This is a genomic window from Ruegeria sp. CL3 (assembly GCF_056536505.1).
The window spans coordinates 56,187-71,370 of record NZ_JBQFPT010000012.1; the positions used below are offsets into that span (position 1 = coordinate 56,187).

Here is a 15,184-nt window from a genome sequence, read left to right on the forward strand (position 1 = left end):
ACCCGACGCGGCACCTACGTTCCTTTCCCGAGTTTACCCCATTCAGGAGACAGAATATGTCGACCGTAGCCGTTACCGACGATACCTTTGATGCCGAAGTCAAGAACTCGACCGTTCCCGTGGTTGTGGACTTCTGGGCGGAATGGTGTGGTCCTTGCAAACAGATCGGCCCCGCACTGGAAGAACTGGCCGCTGAGTATGGCGACAAGGTGAAAATCGCCAAGGTGGACGTGGACAGCAACCCGAACGCAGCCGCTGCGATGGGCGTGCGCGGCATCCCCGCGCTGTTCATCTTCAAGGACGGTCAGGTTGTCTCGAACCGCGCGGGCGCAGCACCCAAAGCGGCGCTGCAAAGCTGGATCGACGAATCCATCTGATCAGGATTGGAATGCGAATATTCAAAGGCGCCCCGAACCGGGCGCCTTTTTTATGACCCTTTTTTGACCCTGAGGTTTTGATGGCAAAAACACGAGTACTTGTGGAGTTTGGTATGGGCACGTCCCTGCGGCGTGAGGATTATACCGAGGCCGCCTTGCGCGCGATCAAGGATGCGCTGTGGCACAACTCGGTCAATATGGCTGAGCTGTTCGATTTTCCCAAAGAGGCGATGATCATTGATGCCGAAATCGGCGTGCAGCAACCCGATAAAGTGGACCGTGAGGCGCTGAAGGCCGTGTTCCCTTATGGTCAACCGAACATCACGGTCACCCGAGGTGGGCTGGACATCGACAAACCGCATGCCGATGGCCACACGGTGATCGCAAGCGCCGCCATCATCGTTTCATTCGACATGGAGCCCGTGCAATGAGTGAGAAACGTATCATTCTTGAGATGGGCACCGGCAACGACCTCTATGGGCAGGACTATACCAAGGCCGCGCGGCGGGCAGTACAGGATGCGCTGCATCATTCCTCGATCACTCTGTTTTCGCGCTTGGGCGTGGACCACAAAGAGATGCGCGTCGTGGTGACAATTGGCGTGCAAGAGCCCGAGGCCGTGGATTGCGATCTGGTCGCGCTGGATTTGCCGCGGGGCAGGGCCGAGGTGCGGGCTGTGTTTGGTGGGCTGGACGTCGAGGATAGCGATGCAGGCACCCGTCACGTTATCGCAACCGCAGCGGTTGAGGCCTATTTGCCTGATATGTCGGGGAAATACAGGCTAGTATGAAAAAGAAAAAGCCGCTCGGACGAGCGGCTCATCTTTACTACGGCTGATCTGAAACGGATCAGATGGTGATGATGTCTTTGCGGGTCAGACCGATATCTTCCAGCTGAGCGTCGCTCAGTTGCGACAACGCCTTGCGTGTCTTACGAGTTTCGTTCCACTCAACCGCTTTTTCGAAAGCCACAGTGAACGCGTCCACTACGTGCAGGATGGTAGCTGCTCCGAGCGGCGCAGTGTTTTGTGCAGTATTTGCCATTTGCGCAGTCCTTCAAACTGAAACAGCCGACCCAATGTCGGTTGTAAGCCTCATGTAGTGCAGGGGTCTGAGTCTCACAATTGCCAGTCTGGTAGACCCGATCTGCGTTTCTTGCATATCTTTTGGGCAGTTTGTGAACAGTTGCGTTGGCGCTGGCTCCGGCCCATATAGGGTCCCAGTGATGAACGGAGGCCCTGATGGCAGACAGCGATTTTCCCGGTTGGCATGGCACAACGATCATTGGCGTCAAGAAAGACGGCCAGGTGGTGATTGCCGGGGACGGACAGGTCAGCCTGGGTCAGACCGTGATCAAGGGCACCGCCCGCAAGGTCCGCCGCCTGTCACCCGGTGGATTCGAGGTTGTGGCAGGCTTTGCCGGATCGACGGCGGATGCGTTCACTCTGCTCGAGCGGCTGGAGGCCAAGCTTGAGGCCACCCCGGGCCAACTGGCGCGCGCCTCAGTCGAGCTGGCAAAGGACTGGCGCACCGACAAATACCTGCAAAAGCTGGAAGCGATGCTGATCGTCACCGATGGCAAGGACTTGCTGGTGATCACCGGGGCAGGGGACGTGCTGGAGCCGGAGCACAACGTGGCCGCCATCGGATCGGGCGGCAACTTCGCCCTCGCCGCTGCGCGCGCGATGATGGACAGCGACAAGCCCGCCGAAACAGTTGCACGCGAAGCCATGGCGATTGCCGCAGATATTTGCGTCTATACCAACGGCAACCTGACGGTCGAGGAGATCTCAGGTCAGTAGTGCCTTGATCTCTTTGCCTTTCCAGCGACGGTGCATTCCGATCAGGCCGAAGATCGCGGCGATGATCACGATGTAGTAGGGCACGCGGATGTCAATGCTCATCAGCCCGCCGCCGATCAGGGACATGATCCCTCCGGCCAGGCAGAAGACTGCGGTGGTCACACCCATGACCCAACCCTGATCCGCCTCACTGACGCTGGACGAAAACAGGCCCAGAAGGGTCGGGTATGAAACACCGAAAAAGAAGTAGAAGAAGAAGACCGGAACGTAACTCAGCGCGCCGCTGGGGCTGAAGGCGAACGCAAAGCCGCAGATCACCATTGTGATCAGTGAGACATAGATGATCTTGTGCTTGCTGAACCTCTCTTGCGCGGGTTTCACAAGGAAGGTGCTGGAAAAGGCCAGCGCAAAGCCGATGACGACCATAGCCATGCTGCCTCCGATTACGCCATAGCCGAAACGGCTGGTCAGGAAATTGTCGACGAACACATAAAAGGTGACGTTGGCGATCATGAAGAACGAGTAGACCGGCAGAATTTTCAGGACCATCGGGTGACCGCGCACAGCGATCAGGCTGTCGGTGATATCGCGCGGACGAAAGACAAAGGGCGCGCGTTCGCTGCGGGTGTCCTTGAAGAAGGCCAGCACGAGGAAAATGGCGATCAGCACCAGAACGAAGGCACCGTAGAAGGGTGTTCTCAGCGTGGCAAAGCTGCCCAGTAGGGCAGAGTCCGACAGGACGGCGCCGATGATCGGCCCTCCGACAAGGCCAAAGCTGACGCCGGTCACGATATACCCCATATTGCGGTCACGATCGGCAGCATCGGTGCTACCGTCAATCATCGCCGCTTGAGCGATGGGCTGATTGCCAGCCGTAAAACCAGTGATCGACCGGCCCAGGATCAGCAGCAACAGACTATCGAGGTAGAGCGAGGCGATCGTAATCGCGTAGCCTGCCAACGCTCCGCCCAGACAGACCAGAAGCGCGTTCTTGCGCCCAATGGAATCCGAGACTTTCGAGACGTAAACGACCCCCAGAAACCACGACAGGAAGAAACACCCAATCACCAGCCCATAGTAGAAATGGCGACGGCCGTCGGGTGTGCCTTCAGGCAGAAAACCGGATTTCGTCTCCATAATCAGAGAGTTGATGATCGGAAAGACAAGCCCCTGTCCGATCAGGTCCACAAACACCACAAACAGCAGGGTGATCTTGGCAATCTTGGTCATGAAAAACGCCCCCGGTTCCAATAACTTGGGGCGAGTGTAACAGACAGTTGTGCCGTTACCTAACGATGTGTCAGAGGCCGGAGAACCCGACCTCTGACGGCGCGATTACTTCAGCGATGCTACGCCCAGAGGTACTCCGGCGACCTCGCACCAGATGTATACTTCGTTGTATCCCGACACATCCATGGTCGGCGGGACTGCATAGGATTGCTTACCTGCAAGGTGCAGCAGCGCGCCGAGTTTGCTGTCAGGGGCGTAAGTGCCGTCTTTCCCAAATGCGACGCGCGGGTCGGGGCCGTTGTCCAGCGAAAAGTCCTCGCCCAGTTCAACGATGTAGCGGTCGCCATCCTTGACCAGTTTTACCGAACCGGTGGTGATGTGGTTCGAACGGCCCTCGAACGTGCCTTTCTTTTTGGCTCCACCGGCCACAGCACTGGTGGTGCTAGCCAAGGTAAGGGCCGCGCCGGTGGCAGCAGCTTTCACAAAAAGAGAACGACGAGTCATCATGATGCGGTATCTCCATAAGATAGATGCGGGCCTGTGTGCCCGTCGCCATTTTTTATGCCGCACGCGACCCTCGCATGGCGATTCACATCACTACGAATATCCGTGTGTCTTCTGTGAGTTGTCGTGATGTTTTCGTGATCGGCTTGTGTTTTCGCGACGTATGATTAGGTTCCGCTTCGAAACAGACGGATAAAACACATATGACCGACCTGACCCCGCGCGAGATTGTCTCGGAACTGGACCGCTTCATCATCGGGCAAAAAGACGCCAAACGCGCCGTGGCCGTGGCTCTGCGCAACCGCTGGCGACGCAAGCAGTTGGCCGATGATATCCGGGATGAGGTCTACCCCAAGAACATCCTGATGATCGGCCCCACCGGCGTCGGAAAAACCGAAATCAGCCGCCGTTTGGCCAAACTGGCCCGCGCGCCCTTCATCAAGGTCGAGGCCACCAAGTTCACTGAAGTCGGCTATGTCGGTCGCGACGTGGAACAGATCGTGCGCGATCTGGCCGATGCCGCGATCATCCAGACCCGCGAATACATGCGTGAAGACGTGAAAGCCCGCGCCCATCAGGCCGCCGAGGATCGCGTGATCGAAGCGATTGCTGGCACCGATGCCCGCGAAGCGACCCGTGAAATGTTCCGCAAAAAGCTGAAATCGGGTGAGCTGGACGACACAGAGATCGAACTTGAAGTCTCGGACACCTCAAACCCGATGCCGATGTTCGACGTACCCGGCCAGCCCGGCAGCCAGATGGGCATGATGAATCTAGGCGATATCTTCGGCAAGGCGTTTGGCGGCCGCACGGTTAAAAAGAAAGTAACAGTGGCCGAAAGCTATGACCTGTTGATCGGGGAAGAGGCCGACAAGCTGCTGGACGACGAAACCGTCAACCGCGTGGCACTGGAGTCGGTCGAACAGAACGGCATCGTGTTTCTGGACGAGATCGACAAGGTTTGCGCGCGCGCAGAAGCGCGCGGCGGCGATGTCAGTCGCGAAGGGGTGCAGCGCGATCTGCTGCCTCTGATCGAGGGCACGACCGTGTCCACAAAACATGGCCCGGTGAAAACCGACCATATCCTGTTCATTGCCTCGGGCGCGTTCCATATCGCCAAACCCTCGGACCTGTTGCCCGAGCTTCAGGGTCGTCTACCGATCCGGGTGGAGTTGCGCGCGCTGACAGAAGAGGATTTCGTCCGCATCCTGACCGAGACGGACAACGCGCTGACCCTCCAATACACCGCCCTTATGGGCACCGAAGAGGTCACCGTCAGCTTCACCGATGACGGCATCGCGGCGCTGGCCAAGATTGCAGCGGATGTGAACCAAACCGTAGAAAACATCGGCGCGCGGCGGCTTTACACGGTGATGGAGCGTGTGTTCGAAGAACTCTCGTTCACCGCGCCCGATCAGGCCGGAACCGAGATCACGGTGAACGCGCAATTCGTAGATGACAATCTGGGTGAGTTGACGAAATCAGCTGACCTCAGCCGTTACGTATTGTAACAAATCTAGCTGTATTTCGCCGCCGATTTGGCGGCGAATTTCCGTTCCGGCTGGACCTTGCACCAGAAACTGGTAACCGTGACTCAAACTCTGTTTCTTTGAGGGTTGAGCCGTGTTGCGTTTGAGTATTGCCTTTCTTGCTGTTGCTACACTGAGCGCTTGCGTCGACAGAACTGCGCAGGTGACAGTGCCATCCGCGTTGAATGTGGGGTCCGCAGAAACCGTCTATGCGGCCACAACCCGGGGGCGGAACCCCGACGGGACGTTCAACGCCGATCGCGGCGAGCGGGTTCAGTACCACAAAATGACGGTCTCGATCCCGCCAAACCGCACGCCGGGCACGCTGGAGTTTTCTTACGCAAATCCGAAACCGGAAAAGCAGTTTGTTCTGGCCAACACAACGGACCTGTCCGGACCGCGTGAGCTGGCAAACCAGCTGCGCGGAGAGGACGATGTGTCGATCTTTGTGCACGGGTATAACTCGACCCATACCGAGACCGCGTTTCGCGCGGCGCAGTTGGCGCATGATCTGGATATTCCCGGATCGGTCCTGATTTACTCCTGGCCCAGTCAGGCGCGCGGGGCAGGGTATGCCTATGATCTGGACAGCATGCTGTTTGCCCGCGACGGGTTGGAGAAGACAATCCGGGATCTGAAATCCATCGGCGTGAAACGGGTTGTGCTGGTCGCCCACTCTATGGGCGGTGCCCTGTCGATGGAGATGATGCGTCAGGCCGAGCTTCGCTCCCCCGGCTGGTCACGGCGCAACCTTGATGGCGTGTTCCTGATCTCGCCCGATCTAGATATTGACGTGTTTCGTTCGCAAATGGACAGCATAAAAACTCCGCCCGATCCCTTTGTCGTGATGATATCGCAAAAGGACAAAATCCTGAATATCTCGGCCCGGATTCGCGGTACACCGGGGAGTGAACGGCTGGGCAATATCAGCACCATCGAGGCGTTGGCCGAGTATCCGATCGAGGTGATCGACGCGACCGCGTTCAACAGCGATGCCGAGTCCTCGCATTTCGTTGCTGCAACTTCACCCGCCTTGCTGTCGCTGCTCAGTTCGGCCCGGCGTGTTGGAAACACCCTTGGAAACCGACGCCGGGGCATCGACTATTTGATCCCCAACAGTCAACGCAACCCCTCGGGTGCGACCGAGGTTGTTCTGTCTGAGACCGGACAGGCGCAGGTCGCTACTCAGTAGGATTCAAGGGTTTGCCAGAGGGTCTCTAACTATTTCGGTCGGCGGGCTGAGCCTAGCGGACCCGTCTCAGATAGACGTAGTAGGCACCATCCCCACCGTGACTGATATGCGCAGGTGTCACCTGCATCACCGCCTGCGCCAGAGGCGGGATGGACAGCCAATGTGGCACCTGATTGCGCAACACACCGCGCGGGGTCGGGATCGGCCCTGGCTCATCGCGGTCTTTTCCCTTGCCGGTGATCACCAGAACCAGGCGTTTGCCCTGCGCCTGCGCTGTAAGCACAAATCGCACAAGTGCCGGATGCGCGGTGTCTATCCGCATCCCGTGCAGGTCAAGCTTGCCCTCGGGCTTTAGCTTACCACGCTTCATGCGGCCAAAGGCCTTTGTGTCCATCTGAACGGGGGCGGCGCGCAGCGTCTCGGTGATCGACGGCTTCAAGCGATTGGAAGAAGGCTTGGAAGGTTGGTTCTGCCCTAACTCGAACGCCTCGATCCGGGCTTTTGGCAGTTTCTTGGGCGTGGGTTTGGGCAGAGTTGTCGGATGCACGGTCTGAGGGATCTCGGGGTGCAGCCGCTCAGCCTGTTTGGCGACCTTGCGCCACAGCTCGATCTCATCGCTGGTCAGTTTGCGCCGGGTCATCAGTAGTCATCCGTCGCCATGGCAAAGGCGCGTTGGATAGGCAACAGCACGACCATGCGACCGGGGTCTTTCAACCGGCCAGCAGCTTGCCCGGCCTCGTCGCCCGTTCCAAAGAAGATATCGGCCCGCTGCGCACCCTTGATCGCAGCGCCAGTATCCTGCGCGATCATCAGGCGGCGCAAGGGCTTCTTGCCGTCTTTCTCAACCCAAACCGGGGCACCGAGCGGCGTATAGGCCGGATCGGCCGCGATGCTGCGCATAGTCGTGATCGACCGGTTCATGGCACCCAAAGGTCCCAGTTCCGGTGCAACCCGGCTGACCTCGCGAAAGAACACGTATGATGGGTTGTGGAACAAAAGCTCTGCCCCGGCTTCGGGGTTCTTGCGTACCCAAGCCTGGATCATCTGCGCGCTGACCGCATGGGCACCCAAAGCGCCGCGCCGGACCAGCTCAACCCCGATGGAACGGTAGGGCTGCCCGTTCGCGCCACCATATCCCACACGCAAGGCACCGCCGTCCGGCAGTCGCACCCGGCCAGAGCCCTGAATTTGCAGAAAGAACAGCTCAACCGGGTCATCGACCCAGGCGATCTCAAGCCCGCGGCCCTGCATCACGTCGCTGGTCAGGATCTCGCGCCGGCTGAGCCACGGCCCGTCCCGCGCCTCGGGCGGCATCTTGTAGATCGGATACTTGAAACGATCCGTCCGGGTTCTGGAGCCGTCAAGCTCTGGCTCAAAATACCCGGTAAAAAGACCGTCCTTACCATCTTCGACCAAAACGGGCCGGAAGAAGAGTTCAAAGAAAGACCGCGCGGCATCCCCCTCATAGGTCCGGGCGACACCGCAAAGCGCACGCCAATCCGGGTCGTTCAGATCGCCGCAAGTGTTCAGAAAAACGGAAAGGGCCGCGCCGTGGTCATCCTCGGCCCAGCCCTGCAAGTCGTCAAACGACAGAACGGATCGCGTCGCCTCGGCTCCGGCGGCGCTGGCAGTGGTCATCGCACCCACCAGAATAAGCGACCGGAGCGTGGCAATCATGCGTCCGTGGCAACAAGCAGCCAGTTTGGATCGTCCTTGCCCATCACGCGGGCAAAGGTCCAGCTGTCCTTTTGGCGTTTCACGGTATTCGGGTTGCCTTCGATGATGTCACCACCACGATCCCGCACGACCGAGGTCAGCTCACCAATGAATTTCATTGTGATTTCGGCCTCATTCGTATCCTTGTCAAAGGATACATCGGTCAGGGTAGTTTCACGCACGCCGATAAACTCGGCCTCGATTGTCAGGCCTTGATCTTCGCGGGCGGATACAACCGAGACGAAGGTCTCGAACACATCTTCGGCAAGGAAGGGCTGGATCTCATCCAGGTTGCCCTTCTCAAAACCCATCACGATCATCTCATAGGCGCCACGGGCACCCTGAACAAATTCACTGACCGAGAAACTGGGCTCAACCCGCTTCATCGCGGCCAGGGTCTGCGCTTGCTCGCTGTCTTCGGGGACGTGATCGGTGATGTCATGATCCGGACCGCCTTCGATCACCTCGAAATCACGACGGGACGCGCCCGCATCGGGCTGATGCGGAACAGGGGGTTTTTCGAAACCTTCACGCGTTCCCAGCACGCTTTTCAAACGCAGGATCAGGAAAACGGCAATTCCGGCCAGTACCAGCAACTGGATCATGGGTTCGTTCATTTCATCCTCTTTTCAGAACCGAGACTTTGTGTACGCGGCCTCCTGCCACTATGTAGGTGACAGTTGGTGGCAAGTCCACAGTTCGGCCATAGGTAAAGGATAACGCAAATGTACCTGTTCTTGGCATTTTTATTGGTTCCGATCCTCGAGATCGCCCTGTTCATTCAGGTTGGCGGTCTTATCGGCCTGTGGCCAACCCTTGCCATCGTGGTTCTGACGGCAGTTTTGGGCACCACATTGGTACGGACACAAGGTCGCATGGCGCTTGGGCAATTGCAGCAATCCTTCGCCACTCTGGACGACCCGACCGAGCCCTTGGCACATGGCGCAATGATCCTTTTGTCCGGCGCGTTGCTGCTGACACCTGGTTTTTTCACCGATGCCGTTGGGTTTGCACTGTTAATCCCCGGCGTGCGGATCGCGGTTTTCCGCTATCTGAAGTCCAAGGTGACCGTGACCCAGTTCCAGATGGGGCCCGGCGCGGGCTTTCAACAACCGCGCGAACCGTTTGATCAGGGCGACGTGATTGACGGCGAGTTTACCGAGGTTCGCCCGCGCAAGGACCCCTCGAAACCGTCTAAATGGGTGGAAGGCCCCCACCAGCATTGAGGTGCCGCGCGCAACTTGCTAAGCAGTGTCGAATTTCATTTTTGGAGTAGATCCATGGCCGAAGAAAACGCTGCAGAAAACACTGCGGCCCAAGCCGCCCCTCAGGTTCAGATGCGCGTTCTGGGACAGTTCATTCGCGATATGTCCTTTGAAAACGTCATGGCGCAAAAAGGCGTGTCCGGTGACGTACAGCCCGAGATTCAGGTTCAGGTGAACCTGGACGCGAAAAAGCGTCAGGTCGAGCATCAGTACGAAGTTTCAATCAAGCTGAAGCTGACCTCGAAAGCCAAAGGCATGGACGATGTCCTGTTCCTGTGCGAGCTGGACTATTGCGGGCTGTTCCACGTGGAAGGCGTGCCAGAAGATCAGCTGCACCCGTTCCTGATGATCGAATGCCCGCGCATGCTGTTCCCGTTCCTGCGCCGTATCGTAAGCGACGTCACTCGTGACGGTGGCTATCCGCCGGTGAATCTGGACAACATTGATTTCGTTGCACTTTACCGCAACGAGCTGATGCGCCGTCAGGCCGCTCAGGCGGAACAGGCCGAGCAGACCGACGCCTAAATCCCTTGACCCGTGCCTGACCGGATCAGGCGCGGGTCCACAGGGCGCTTGCGCCCAGTTTCTCGACAAATGCCTCATGCGCTGCGCGCTCATCCTCGGTGATCCGGGATGGCAGAGGCGTTGTGCGCGGTGTCGGACGCCAGTCATCTGCACCCCCCGCGCCGGACGCGGCGGAAGTGGACAGGCCGAAATCCGGTTGGCGTCCTCCGATCAGCTCAAGATAGACCTCGGCCAGGATCTCCGAGTCCAAAAGCGCGCCGTGCAGCACCCGGTTCAAGTTGTCGATATTGAACCGCCGGCACAGCGCATCCAACGATGCCGGAGAGCCCGGAAACCGTTTGCGCGCGATGGCGAGTGTATCGAGCGCCTGGTCCATCGGAATCGGTGGCAGGCCCATCCATTTCAGCTCGGCGTTCAGGAACTTCATGTCGAAGGAAGCGTTGTGGATCACCAGTTTCGCGTCGCCGACAAACTCGCGAAACCCTTGACCGACCTTGGCAAAAACCGGTTTGTCTTTCAGCGTAACCTCGCCCTTTTCGGGTGGGCGCGGGGTTTCCAGCAGGTCGGGACCGATGCCATGTACGCCAAACGCCTCTTCCGGCATACCGCGTTCCGGGTTGATATAGACATGATAGGTCTCGCCCGTGGCCACATGGTTCCACAGCTCAACCGCGCCGATCTCGACAATCCGGTCACCGCTTTCAGGATCAAAGCCCGTGGTTTCGGTATCGAGTACAATCTCACGCATCAGCCATCCCCGCCCGTATCTGTCTGACCACATCCTGCACCTGCGCGCGGGCATGGTCCAGTGTGTCGGTGTCTATCACATAGTCCGAGCGCGCACATTTCTCGTCATTCGGCATCTGCTTGGCGCGGATTTGCTCAAACTGCGCCTCGGACATCGTGCCGCGTTCCATCACCCGGCGTTTTTGTTCGTCAGCCGATACCCGAACGCAGGCGACCGCATCCATCGCGGCATCACCGCCCGTTTCGAACAGAAGGGGGATGTCGAACACCAGAATATCGGCCGCGGCACTTTCGCGAAACGCGGCGCGATCTGCGGCGACCAGAGGATGAACGATCGCCTCAATCTGTTTCAACGCAGAACTGTCTTCGGAAATAATCCGTTTTAAAGCGTCGCGGCTAACTGCGCCTTCCACGACAGCCGACGGAAAACCCTCACCCATCGGCCCAACTGCCGCGCCACCTTTGGCATAGAGACGATGCACCGCCGCATCCGCATCCCAAAGCGCGCAGCCTTCATCGACGAACATCTGCGCCGTGGTGCTTTTGCCCATCCCGATCGAGCCTGTCAGACCAAGCGCAAACCTCATGCCAGAACGGCCGCGCGCAAATCGTCATTGACCTCCGGGCGCAGGCCGAACCAACGTTCAAAGCCCGGAACTGCCTGATGCAGCAACATGCCCAGCCCATCGACCACGGTGCATCCGGCTTCTTCCGCCGTTTCCAACAGGTTGGTCTTGAGCGGCGCGTAGACAAGATCGGTCACCACCACGCCCGGCTGCAACCCATCCAATGGCACCCGCAGCTCAGGCTGGCCCTGCATGCCTAGAGATGTCGTGTTCACAACAAGTTCCGCGTTCTCGATCACGTTGCCGGCCTGCACCCAATCCACAACTGTGATGCGCTGGCCAAATTCTTCTTTCAGATGATCGGCACGGGCGCGGGTGCGGTTGGTCAGCAGAATCTCGGGCACACCTGCATCCGCCAGCGCTTGCAACACCGCGCGTGCCGCTCCGCCTGCACCAAAGACCACGGCGGGGCCATCCTTGGCGTTCCAATCCGGTGCGCCGGCACGCAGGTTCTCCATGAACCCATACCCATCGGTGTTGTCCGCATGGATCGAGCCATCCTCGCGGAATACCAGCGTATTCGCGGCCCCGATCACGGTCGCCCGGTCTGAGACGTGGTCTGCAATACGCAAGGCAGCCTCTTTATGCGGTACCGTCACGTTTGTTCCCACAAAACCGGCCTTGGGCAGGGTGCGCAGGACGGTCTCCAGATCAGCCGGGGCGACGTCCATGGGGACGTAGTGCCCCTCTAGCCCGTAGGTCTTCAGCCAGTGCCCATGCAATTTGGGCGAGCGGGAATGGCCCACCGGGTGCCCGATCACTCCGGCCAGAGGAATCTTGTGGTCCGTCATTGATCAATCACCCCTTTGACAGCCAGATAGTTGAGCAGCTCCAACAGTGGCATACCCAAAACGTTAAAGTAATCACCGTCAATGGTGGCGAACAGGCGGACGCCTTCTTCCTCGAGCTTATATGCACCCACCGCGTGGCGGATGCTGTCCCAGTTGCGGTCGACATAGTCTCGCAGGTAGGCATCCGAGCTCATCCGCATCCGCAGGCGCACCTGACCGACATGGCGCCAGATCGGCTCTCCGTCCTGATAAATCACCGCTGCGGAGAGCAGCATGTGCCGCTTGCCCCGCATCATCTTCAACTGGGCAAAGGCATCCTCGGGCGTCTGAGGTTTCGACAACAGCTGCCCATCGAAATCCAGCACCTGATCGCAGCCCAGCACCATCGCTCCGGGTGTTTTGTCACTCACCTTGCGCGCTTTCATTTCCGCCAGCGCATCGGCAATATCACGCGGCGAGGCGCCCTCAGTCAGCAAGGCGCGCTTTATGCTATCCTCGTCCACGCGGGCGATCTGAACAGAGAAAGGCACGCCTGCATTTTCCAGCAACTGCGCGCGAATGGAGGATCCTGAGGCCAGGACGATGGGGACAGACATGTGGACAACCCCGTGGGCAAATCGTTGAGCGGTCTTGGACGCTTTGTATGGTTTTCAGATTGACACGCAAGCCCGGGAATTTCGCGAGAAACTTCCCTGAGTCGCTCAAACATCATCCAGCCGGGGTAAGGATAACTTCGAAACAGCGGATAACCGGGAAATCTGGATTTATTCAAGGTGTTATCCCCAGATACATCCTCGGAATTCAGAACTAACTATATGTTTTAATTTGATTATTTTTGAAATTCACAGAATCGCTCAAATCTCGTGCAAAACTGTCCACTTGGGGAAAACCAATGGGTAAAAAAGTAATCCACGGATTTTACCTACCCTACAAAACCATCTTCCTTTCTTCTTTCTTATTTTTTTATTAGGGAGAGTTCCGAGAAGCACCCGGAGCCAAGATGACTGATCTTCTTTTCACGATTTACCCGTGGGTGAAGTCCCTTCATATCATGGCGGTGATTTCGTGGATGGCAGGACTGTTCTACCTTCCTCGTCTGTTCGTCTATCACGTAGAAAAAGCGCAAGCGGTTAACGGGGCCGAGACTATCTTCTTTGAAATGGAAGAGAAGCTGCTGCGCGTGATCATGCGCCCCGCGATGATCGTGGCCTGGGTTTGTGGTCTGATCATGGTGTTCACGCCGGGTATCGTCGGCTGGGATTTTGCATGGCCCTGGCTCAAAGGCGCAGCCGTGATTGGCATGACCTGGTTTCATCATTGGCTGATGGCCCGCCGCAAAGATTTCGCTGAGGGGCGAAATAAGCTCACTGGGCGGCAGTATCGCATGATGAACGAGGTTCCGACCGTTCTGATGGTTATCATCGTTCTCGCGGTCATTCTGAAGTTCTGAGGGCCGTTCCAGCAAGGGCCTGTTTGACTCCGCAGATTGACACAACTATGTAGGAGTCAACACGCCCGTCCGGGCGGCGTCTTTTCCGTACTGAAATTCCACTTCGAACCGCAATCCGCGGTGAAGGTATGCATCATGTCCAATGAATCCCTGAATCTGGCCGACCTGAAAGCCAAAAGCCCCAAAGACCTTCTGGCAATGGCCGAAGAGCTGGAGATCGAAAACGCCTCGACCATGCGTAAAGGCGAGATGATGTTCCAGATTCTGCGCGAACGCGCGGATGAGGGCTGGACCGTTGGCGGTGATGGCGTTCTGGAAGTCCTGCAAGACGGCTTCGGCTTCCTGCGCTCGCCTGAGGCGAACTATCTGCCGGGTCCGGACGACATCTATGTCTCGCCTGACATGATCCGCCAGCATTCGCTGCGGACCGGTGACACCGTTGAAGGCGAAATCAAAGCGCCCGACGATAGCGAGCGCTACTTTGCGCTGACGAAGGTCACCAAGATCAACTTTGAAGATCCTGAGAAGGCCAAGCACAAAATCCTGTTCGACAACCTGACGCCGCTCTATCCGGATGAGCGCCTGAAGATGGAGATCGAGGACCCAACCATCAAGGACAAGTCGGCCCGTGTGATCGACCTGGTCTCACCCATCGGTAAAGGCCAGCGGTCGCTGATCGTGGCACCTCCGCGGACCGGTAAGACGGTGATCCTGCAGAATATCGCGCACTCGATCGAACAGAACCACCCGGAGTGCTACTTGATCGTCCTGCTGATCGACGAACGCCCGGAAGAGGTGACCGACATGCAGCGCTCGGTGAAGGGTGAGGTCGTGTCCTCGACCTTCGATGAACCTGCAACGCGCCACGTCGCCGTGTCCGAGATGGTGATCGAAAAAGCCAAGCGTTTGGTTGAACATAAACGAGATGTTGTTATTCTCCTCGACTCGATCACAAGACTTGGTAGAGCATTTAACACTGTGGTCCCATCCTCGGGTAAAGTTCTAACCGGTGGTGTGGACGCGAATGCTCTGCAACGGCCCAAGCGGTTCTTTGGTGCGGCGCGGAACATCGAAGAGGGTGGCTCGCTGACCATCATCGCCACCGCGCTGATCGATACCGGCAGCCGGATGGACGAAGTCATCTTCGAAGAATTCAAAGGCACGGGTAACTCGGAAATCGTTCTGGATCGGAAGATCGCAGACAAGCGCGTATTTCCGGCGATTGACATCCTTAAGTCCGGTACGCGGAAAGAGGACCTTCTGGTCGACAAGGGCGATCTGGCGAAGACCTTTGTTCTGCGCCGCATCCTCAACCCGATGGGCACCACCGACGCAATCGAGTTCCTGTTGTCCAAGTTGAAACAGACGAAGACCAACGGCGAGTTCTTCGATTCGATGAACACCTGACACAGGTCTTAATCCAAGCGAGGC

19 protein-coding genes and 1 pseudogene are annotated in these 15,184 nt (G+C 58.0%); 10 read left to right on the forward strand and 10 right to left on the reverse strand.

The genetic code is table 11. The features are described 5' to 3' along the window. Positions 1 to 35 precede the first annotated feature (35 nt). The 3 genes and pseudogenes from trxA to ACR0NO_RS17510 all read left to right on the forward strand — a co-directional run. A pseudogene (gene trxA, locus ACR0NO_RS17500) lies at positions 36 to 377 on the forward strand (thioredoxin); the annotation flags it as partial. Between the two features lie 80 nt (positions 378 to 457). Then, positions 458 to 808, forward strand: coding sequence for a Lin0512 family protein (locus ACR0NO_RS17505; protein WP_170470648.1), 351 nt, complete (start codon positions 458 to 460; stop codon positions 806 to 808). Then, on the forward strand, positions 805 to 1,167 hold the full coding sequence (locus ACR0NO_RS17510) for a Lin0512 family protein (protein WP_480724891.1): 363 nt from the start codon (positions 805 to 807) through the stop codon (positions 1,165 to 1,167). Before ACR0NO_RS17505 ends, ACR0NO_RS17510 begins: the two co-directional genes overlap by 4 nt. Before the next feature lie 58 nt (positions 1,168 to 1,225). On the opposite strand, the gene ACR0NO_RS17515 is transcribed toward ACR0NO_RS17510, so the two are convergent. Continuing rightward, positions 1,226 to 1,420, reverse strand: coding sequence for a DUF1127 domain-containing protein (locus ACR0NO_RS17515; RefSeq protein ID WP_170380185.1), 195 nt, complete (start codon positions 1,418 to 1,420; stop codon positions 1,226 to 1,228). Positions 1,421 to 1,617: 197 nt separating this feature from the next. Here ACR0NO_RS17515 and hslV point away from each other — a divergent pair, with 197 nt between their 5' ends. Next, entirely contained in the window at positions 1,618 to 2,178 is a 561-nt protein-coding gene (gene hslV, locus ACR0NO_RS17520; RefSeq protein WP_480724892.1) for an ATP-dependent protease subunit HslV, read from the forward strand. Here the strand turns inward: hslV and ACR0NO_RS17525 are convergent. Together ACR0NO_RS17525 and ACR0NO_RS17530 are read right to left on the reverse strand one after the other, a co-directional pair. Continuing rightward, entirely contained in the window at positions 2,167 to 3,408 is a 1,242-nt protein-coding gene (locus tag ACR0NO_RS17525; protein ID WP_480724893.1) for an MFS transporter, read from the reverse strand. The genes hslV and ACR0NO_RS17525 overlap by 12 nt on opposite strands. Before the next feature lie 105 nt (positions 3,409 to 3,513). Then, positions 3,514 to 3,912, reverse strand: a complete 399-nt coding sequence (locus ACR0NO_RS17530; RefSeq protein WP_480668747.1) for a DM13 domain-containing protein — start codon at positions 3,910 to 3,912, stop codon at positions 3,514 to 3,516. Between the two features lie 203 nt (positions 3,913 to 4,115). Here ACR0NO_RS17530 and hslU point away from each other — a divergent pair, with 203 nt between their 5' ends. Continuing rightward, a complete protein-coding gene (gene hslU, locus ACR0NO_RS17535) occupies positions 4,116 to 5,423 on the forward strand; it encodes an ATP-dependent protease ATPase subunit HslU (protein WP_480672960.1) in 1,308 nt (435 codons plus the stop codon). A gap of 181 nt (positions 5,424 to 5,604) precedes the next feature. Continuing rightward, positions 5,605 to 6,633 carry an alpha/beta hydrolase gene (locus tag ACR0NO_RS17540; protein ID WP_480672962.1) on the forward strand — a complete coding sequence of 343 codons (1,029 nt, stop codon included), beginning with the start codon at positions 5,605 to 5,607 and terminating at the stop codon, positions 6,631 to 6,633. A gap of 52 nt (positions 6,634 to 6,685) precedes the next feature. Here ACR0NO_RS17540 and ACR0NO_RS17545 read toward each other — a convergent pair whose 3' ends face one another. Genes ACR0NO_RS17545 through ACR0NO_RS17555 form a run of 3 tightly spaced genes read right to left on the reverse strand, consistent with a single transcriptional unit; the run spans position 6,686 to position 8,966 of the window. After that, positions 6,686 to 7,273: a Smr/MutS family protein gene (locus tag ACR0NO_RS17545; protein ID WP_480724894.1), complete on the reverse strand. Its 588-nt coding sequence runs from the start codon at positions 7,271 to 7,273 to the stop codon at positions 6,686 to 6,688. After that, positions 7,273 to 8,310 carry a murein transglycosylase A gene (mltA, locus tag ACR0NO_RS17550; RefSeq protein WP_480724895.1) on the reverse strand — a complete coding sequence of 346 codons (1,038 nt, stop codon included), beginning with the start codon at positions 8,308 to 8,310 and terminating at the stop codon, positions 7,273 to 7,275. Before mltA ends, ACR0NO_RS17545 begins: the two co-directional genes overlap by 1 nt. Then, on the reverse strand, positions 8,307 to 8,966 hold the full coding sequence (locus tag ACR0NO_RS17555) for a Tim44/TimA family putative adaptor protein (protein WP_170380193.1): 660 nt from the start codon (positions 8,964 to 8,966) through the stop codon (positions 8,307 to 8,309). The genes mltA and ACR0NO_RS17555 overlap by 4 nt, the downstream gene beginning before the upstream one ends. Before the next feature lie 108 nt (positions 8,967 to 9,074). On the opposite strand from ACR0NO_RS17555, the gene ACR0NO_RS17560 reads away from it, so the two are divergent. Together ACR0NO_RS17560 and secB are read left to right on the forward strand one after the other, a co-directional pair. After that, on the forward strand, positions 9,075 to 9,575 hold the full coding sequence (locus tag ACR0NO_RS17560; RefSeq protein ID WP_480724896.1) for an FxsA family protein: 501 nt from the start codon (positions 9,075 to 9,077) through the stop codon (positions 9,573 to 9,575). 54 nt (positions 9,576 to 9,629) lie between these two features. Next, complete coding sequence (secB, locus tag ACR0NO_RS17565) at positions 9,630 to 10,139, forward strand: protein-export chaperone SecB (protein ID WP_170380195.1); 510 nt, start codon at positions 9,630 to 9,632, stop codon at positions 10,137 to 10,139. A 25-nt stretch (positions 10,140 to 10,164) separates the two neighbouring features. On the opposite strand, the gene dnaQ is transcribed toward secB, so the two are convergent. Genes dnaQ through ACR0NO_RS17585 form a run of 4 tightly spaced genes read right to left on the reverse strand, consistent with a single transcriptional unit; the run spans position 10,165 to position 12,899 of the window. Further along, positions 10,165 to 10,887 carry a DNA polymerase III subunit epsilon gene (gene dnaQ / locus ACR0NO_RS17570; protein WP_480724897.1) on the reverse strand — a complete coding sequence of 241 codons (723 nt, stop codon included), beginning with the start codon at positions 10,885 to 10,887 and terminating at the stop codon, positions 10,165 to 10,167. Continuing rightward, positions 10,880 to 11,473, reverse strand: coding sequence for a dephospho-CoA kinase (gene coaE / locus ACR0NO_RS17575; RefSeq protein WP_480724898.1), 594 nt, complete (start codon positions 11,471 to 11,473; stop codon positions 10,880 to 10,882). Before coaE ends, dnaQ begins: the two co-directional genes overlap by 8 nt. Next, positions 11,470 to 12,303, reverse strand: a complete 834-nt coding sequence (locus ACR0NO_RS17580; RefSeq protein WP_480724899.1) for a shikimate dehydrogenase — start codon at positions 12,301 to 12,303, stop codon at positions 11,470 to 11,472. Before ACR0NO_RS17580 ends, coaE begins: the two co-directional genes overlap by 4 nt. Next, positions 12,300 to 12,899, reverse strand: a complete 600-nt coding sequence (locus tag ACR0NO_RS17585; protein ID WP_480724900.1) for a Maf family protein — start codon at positions 12,897 to 12,899, stop codon at positions 12,300 to 12,302. Before ACR0NO_RS17585 ends, ACR0NO_RS17580 begins: the two co-directional genes overlap by 4 nt. Before the next feature lie 404 nt (positions 12,900 to 13,303). Here ACR0NO_RS17585 and ACR0NO_RS17590 point away from each other — a divergent pair, with 404 nt between their 5' ends. Together ACR0NO_RS17590 and rho are read left to right on the forward strand one after the other, a co-directional pair. Continuing rightward, on the forward strand, positions 13,304 to 13,753 hold the full coding sequence (locus ACR0NO_RS17590; RefSeq protein WP_480724901.1) for a CopD family protein: 450 nt from the start codon (positions 13,304 to 13,306) through the stop codon (positions 13,751 to 13,753). A gap of 135 nt (positions 13,754 to 13,888) precedes the next feature. Next, positions 13,889 to 15,160: a transcription termination factor Rho gene (gene rho / locus ACR0NO_RS17595; protein ID WP_170462843.1), complete on the forward strand. Its 1,272-nt coding sequence runs from the start codon at positions 13,889 to 13,891 to the stop codon at positions 15,158 to 15,160. Positions 15,161 to 15,184 lie beyond the last annotated feature (24 nt).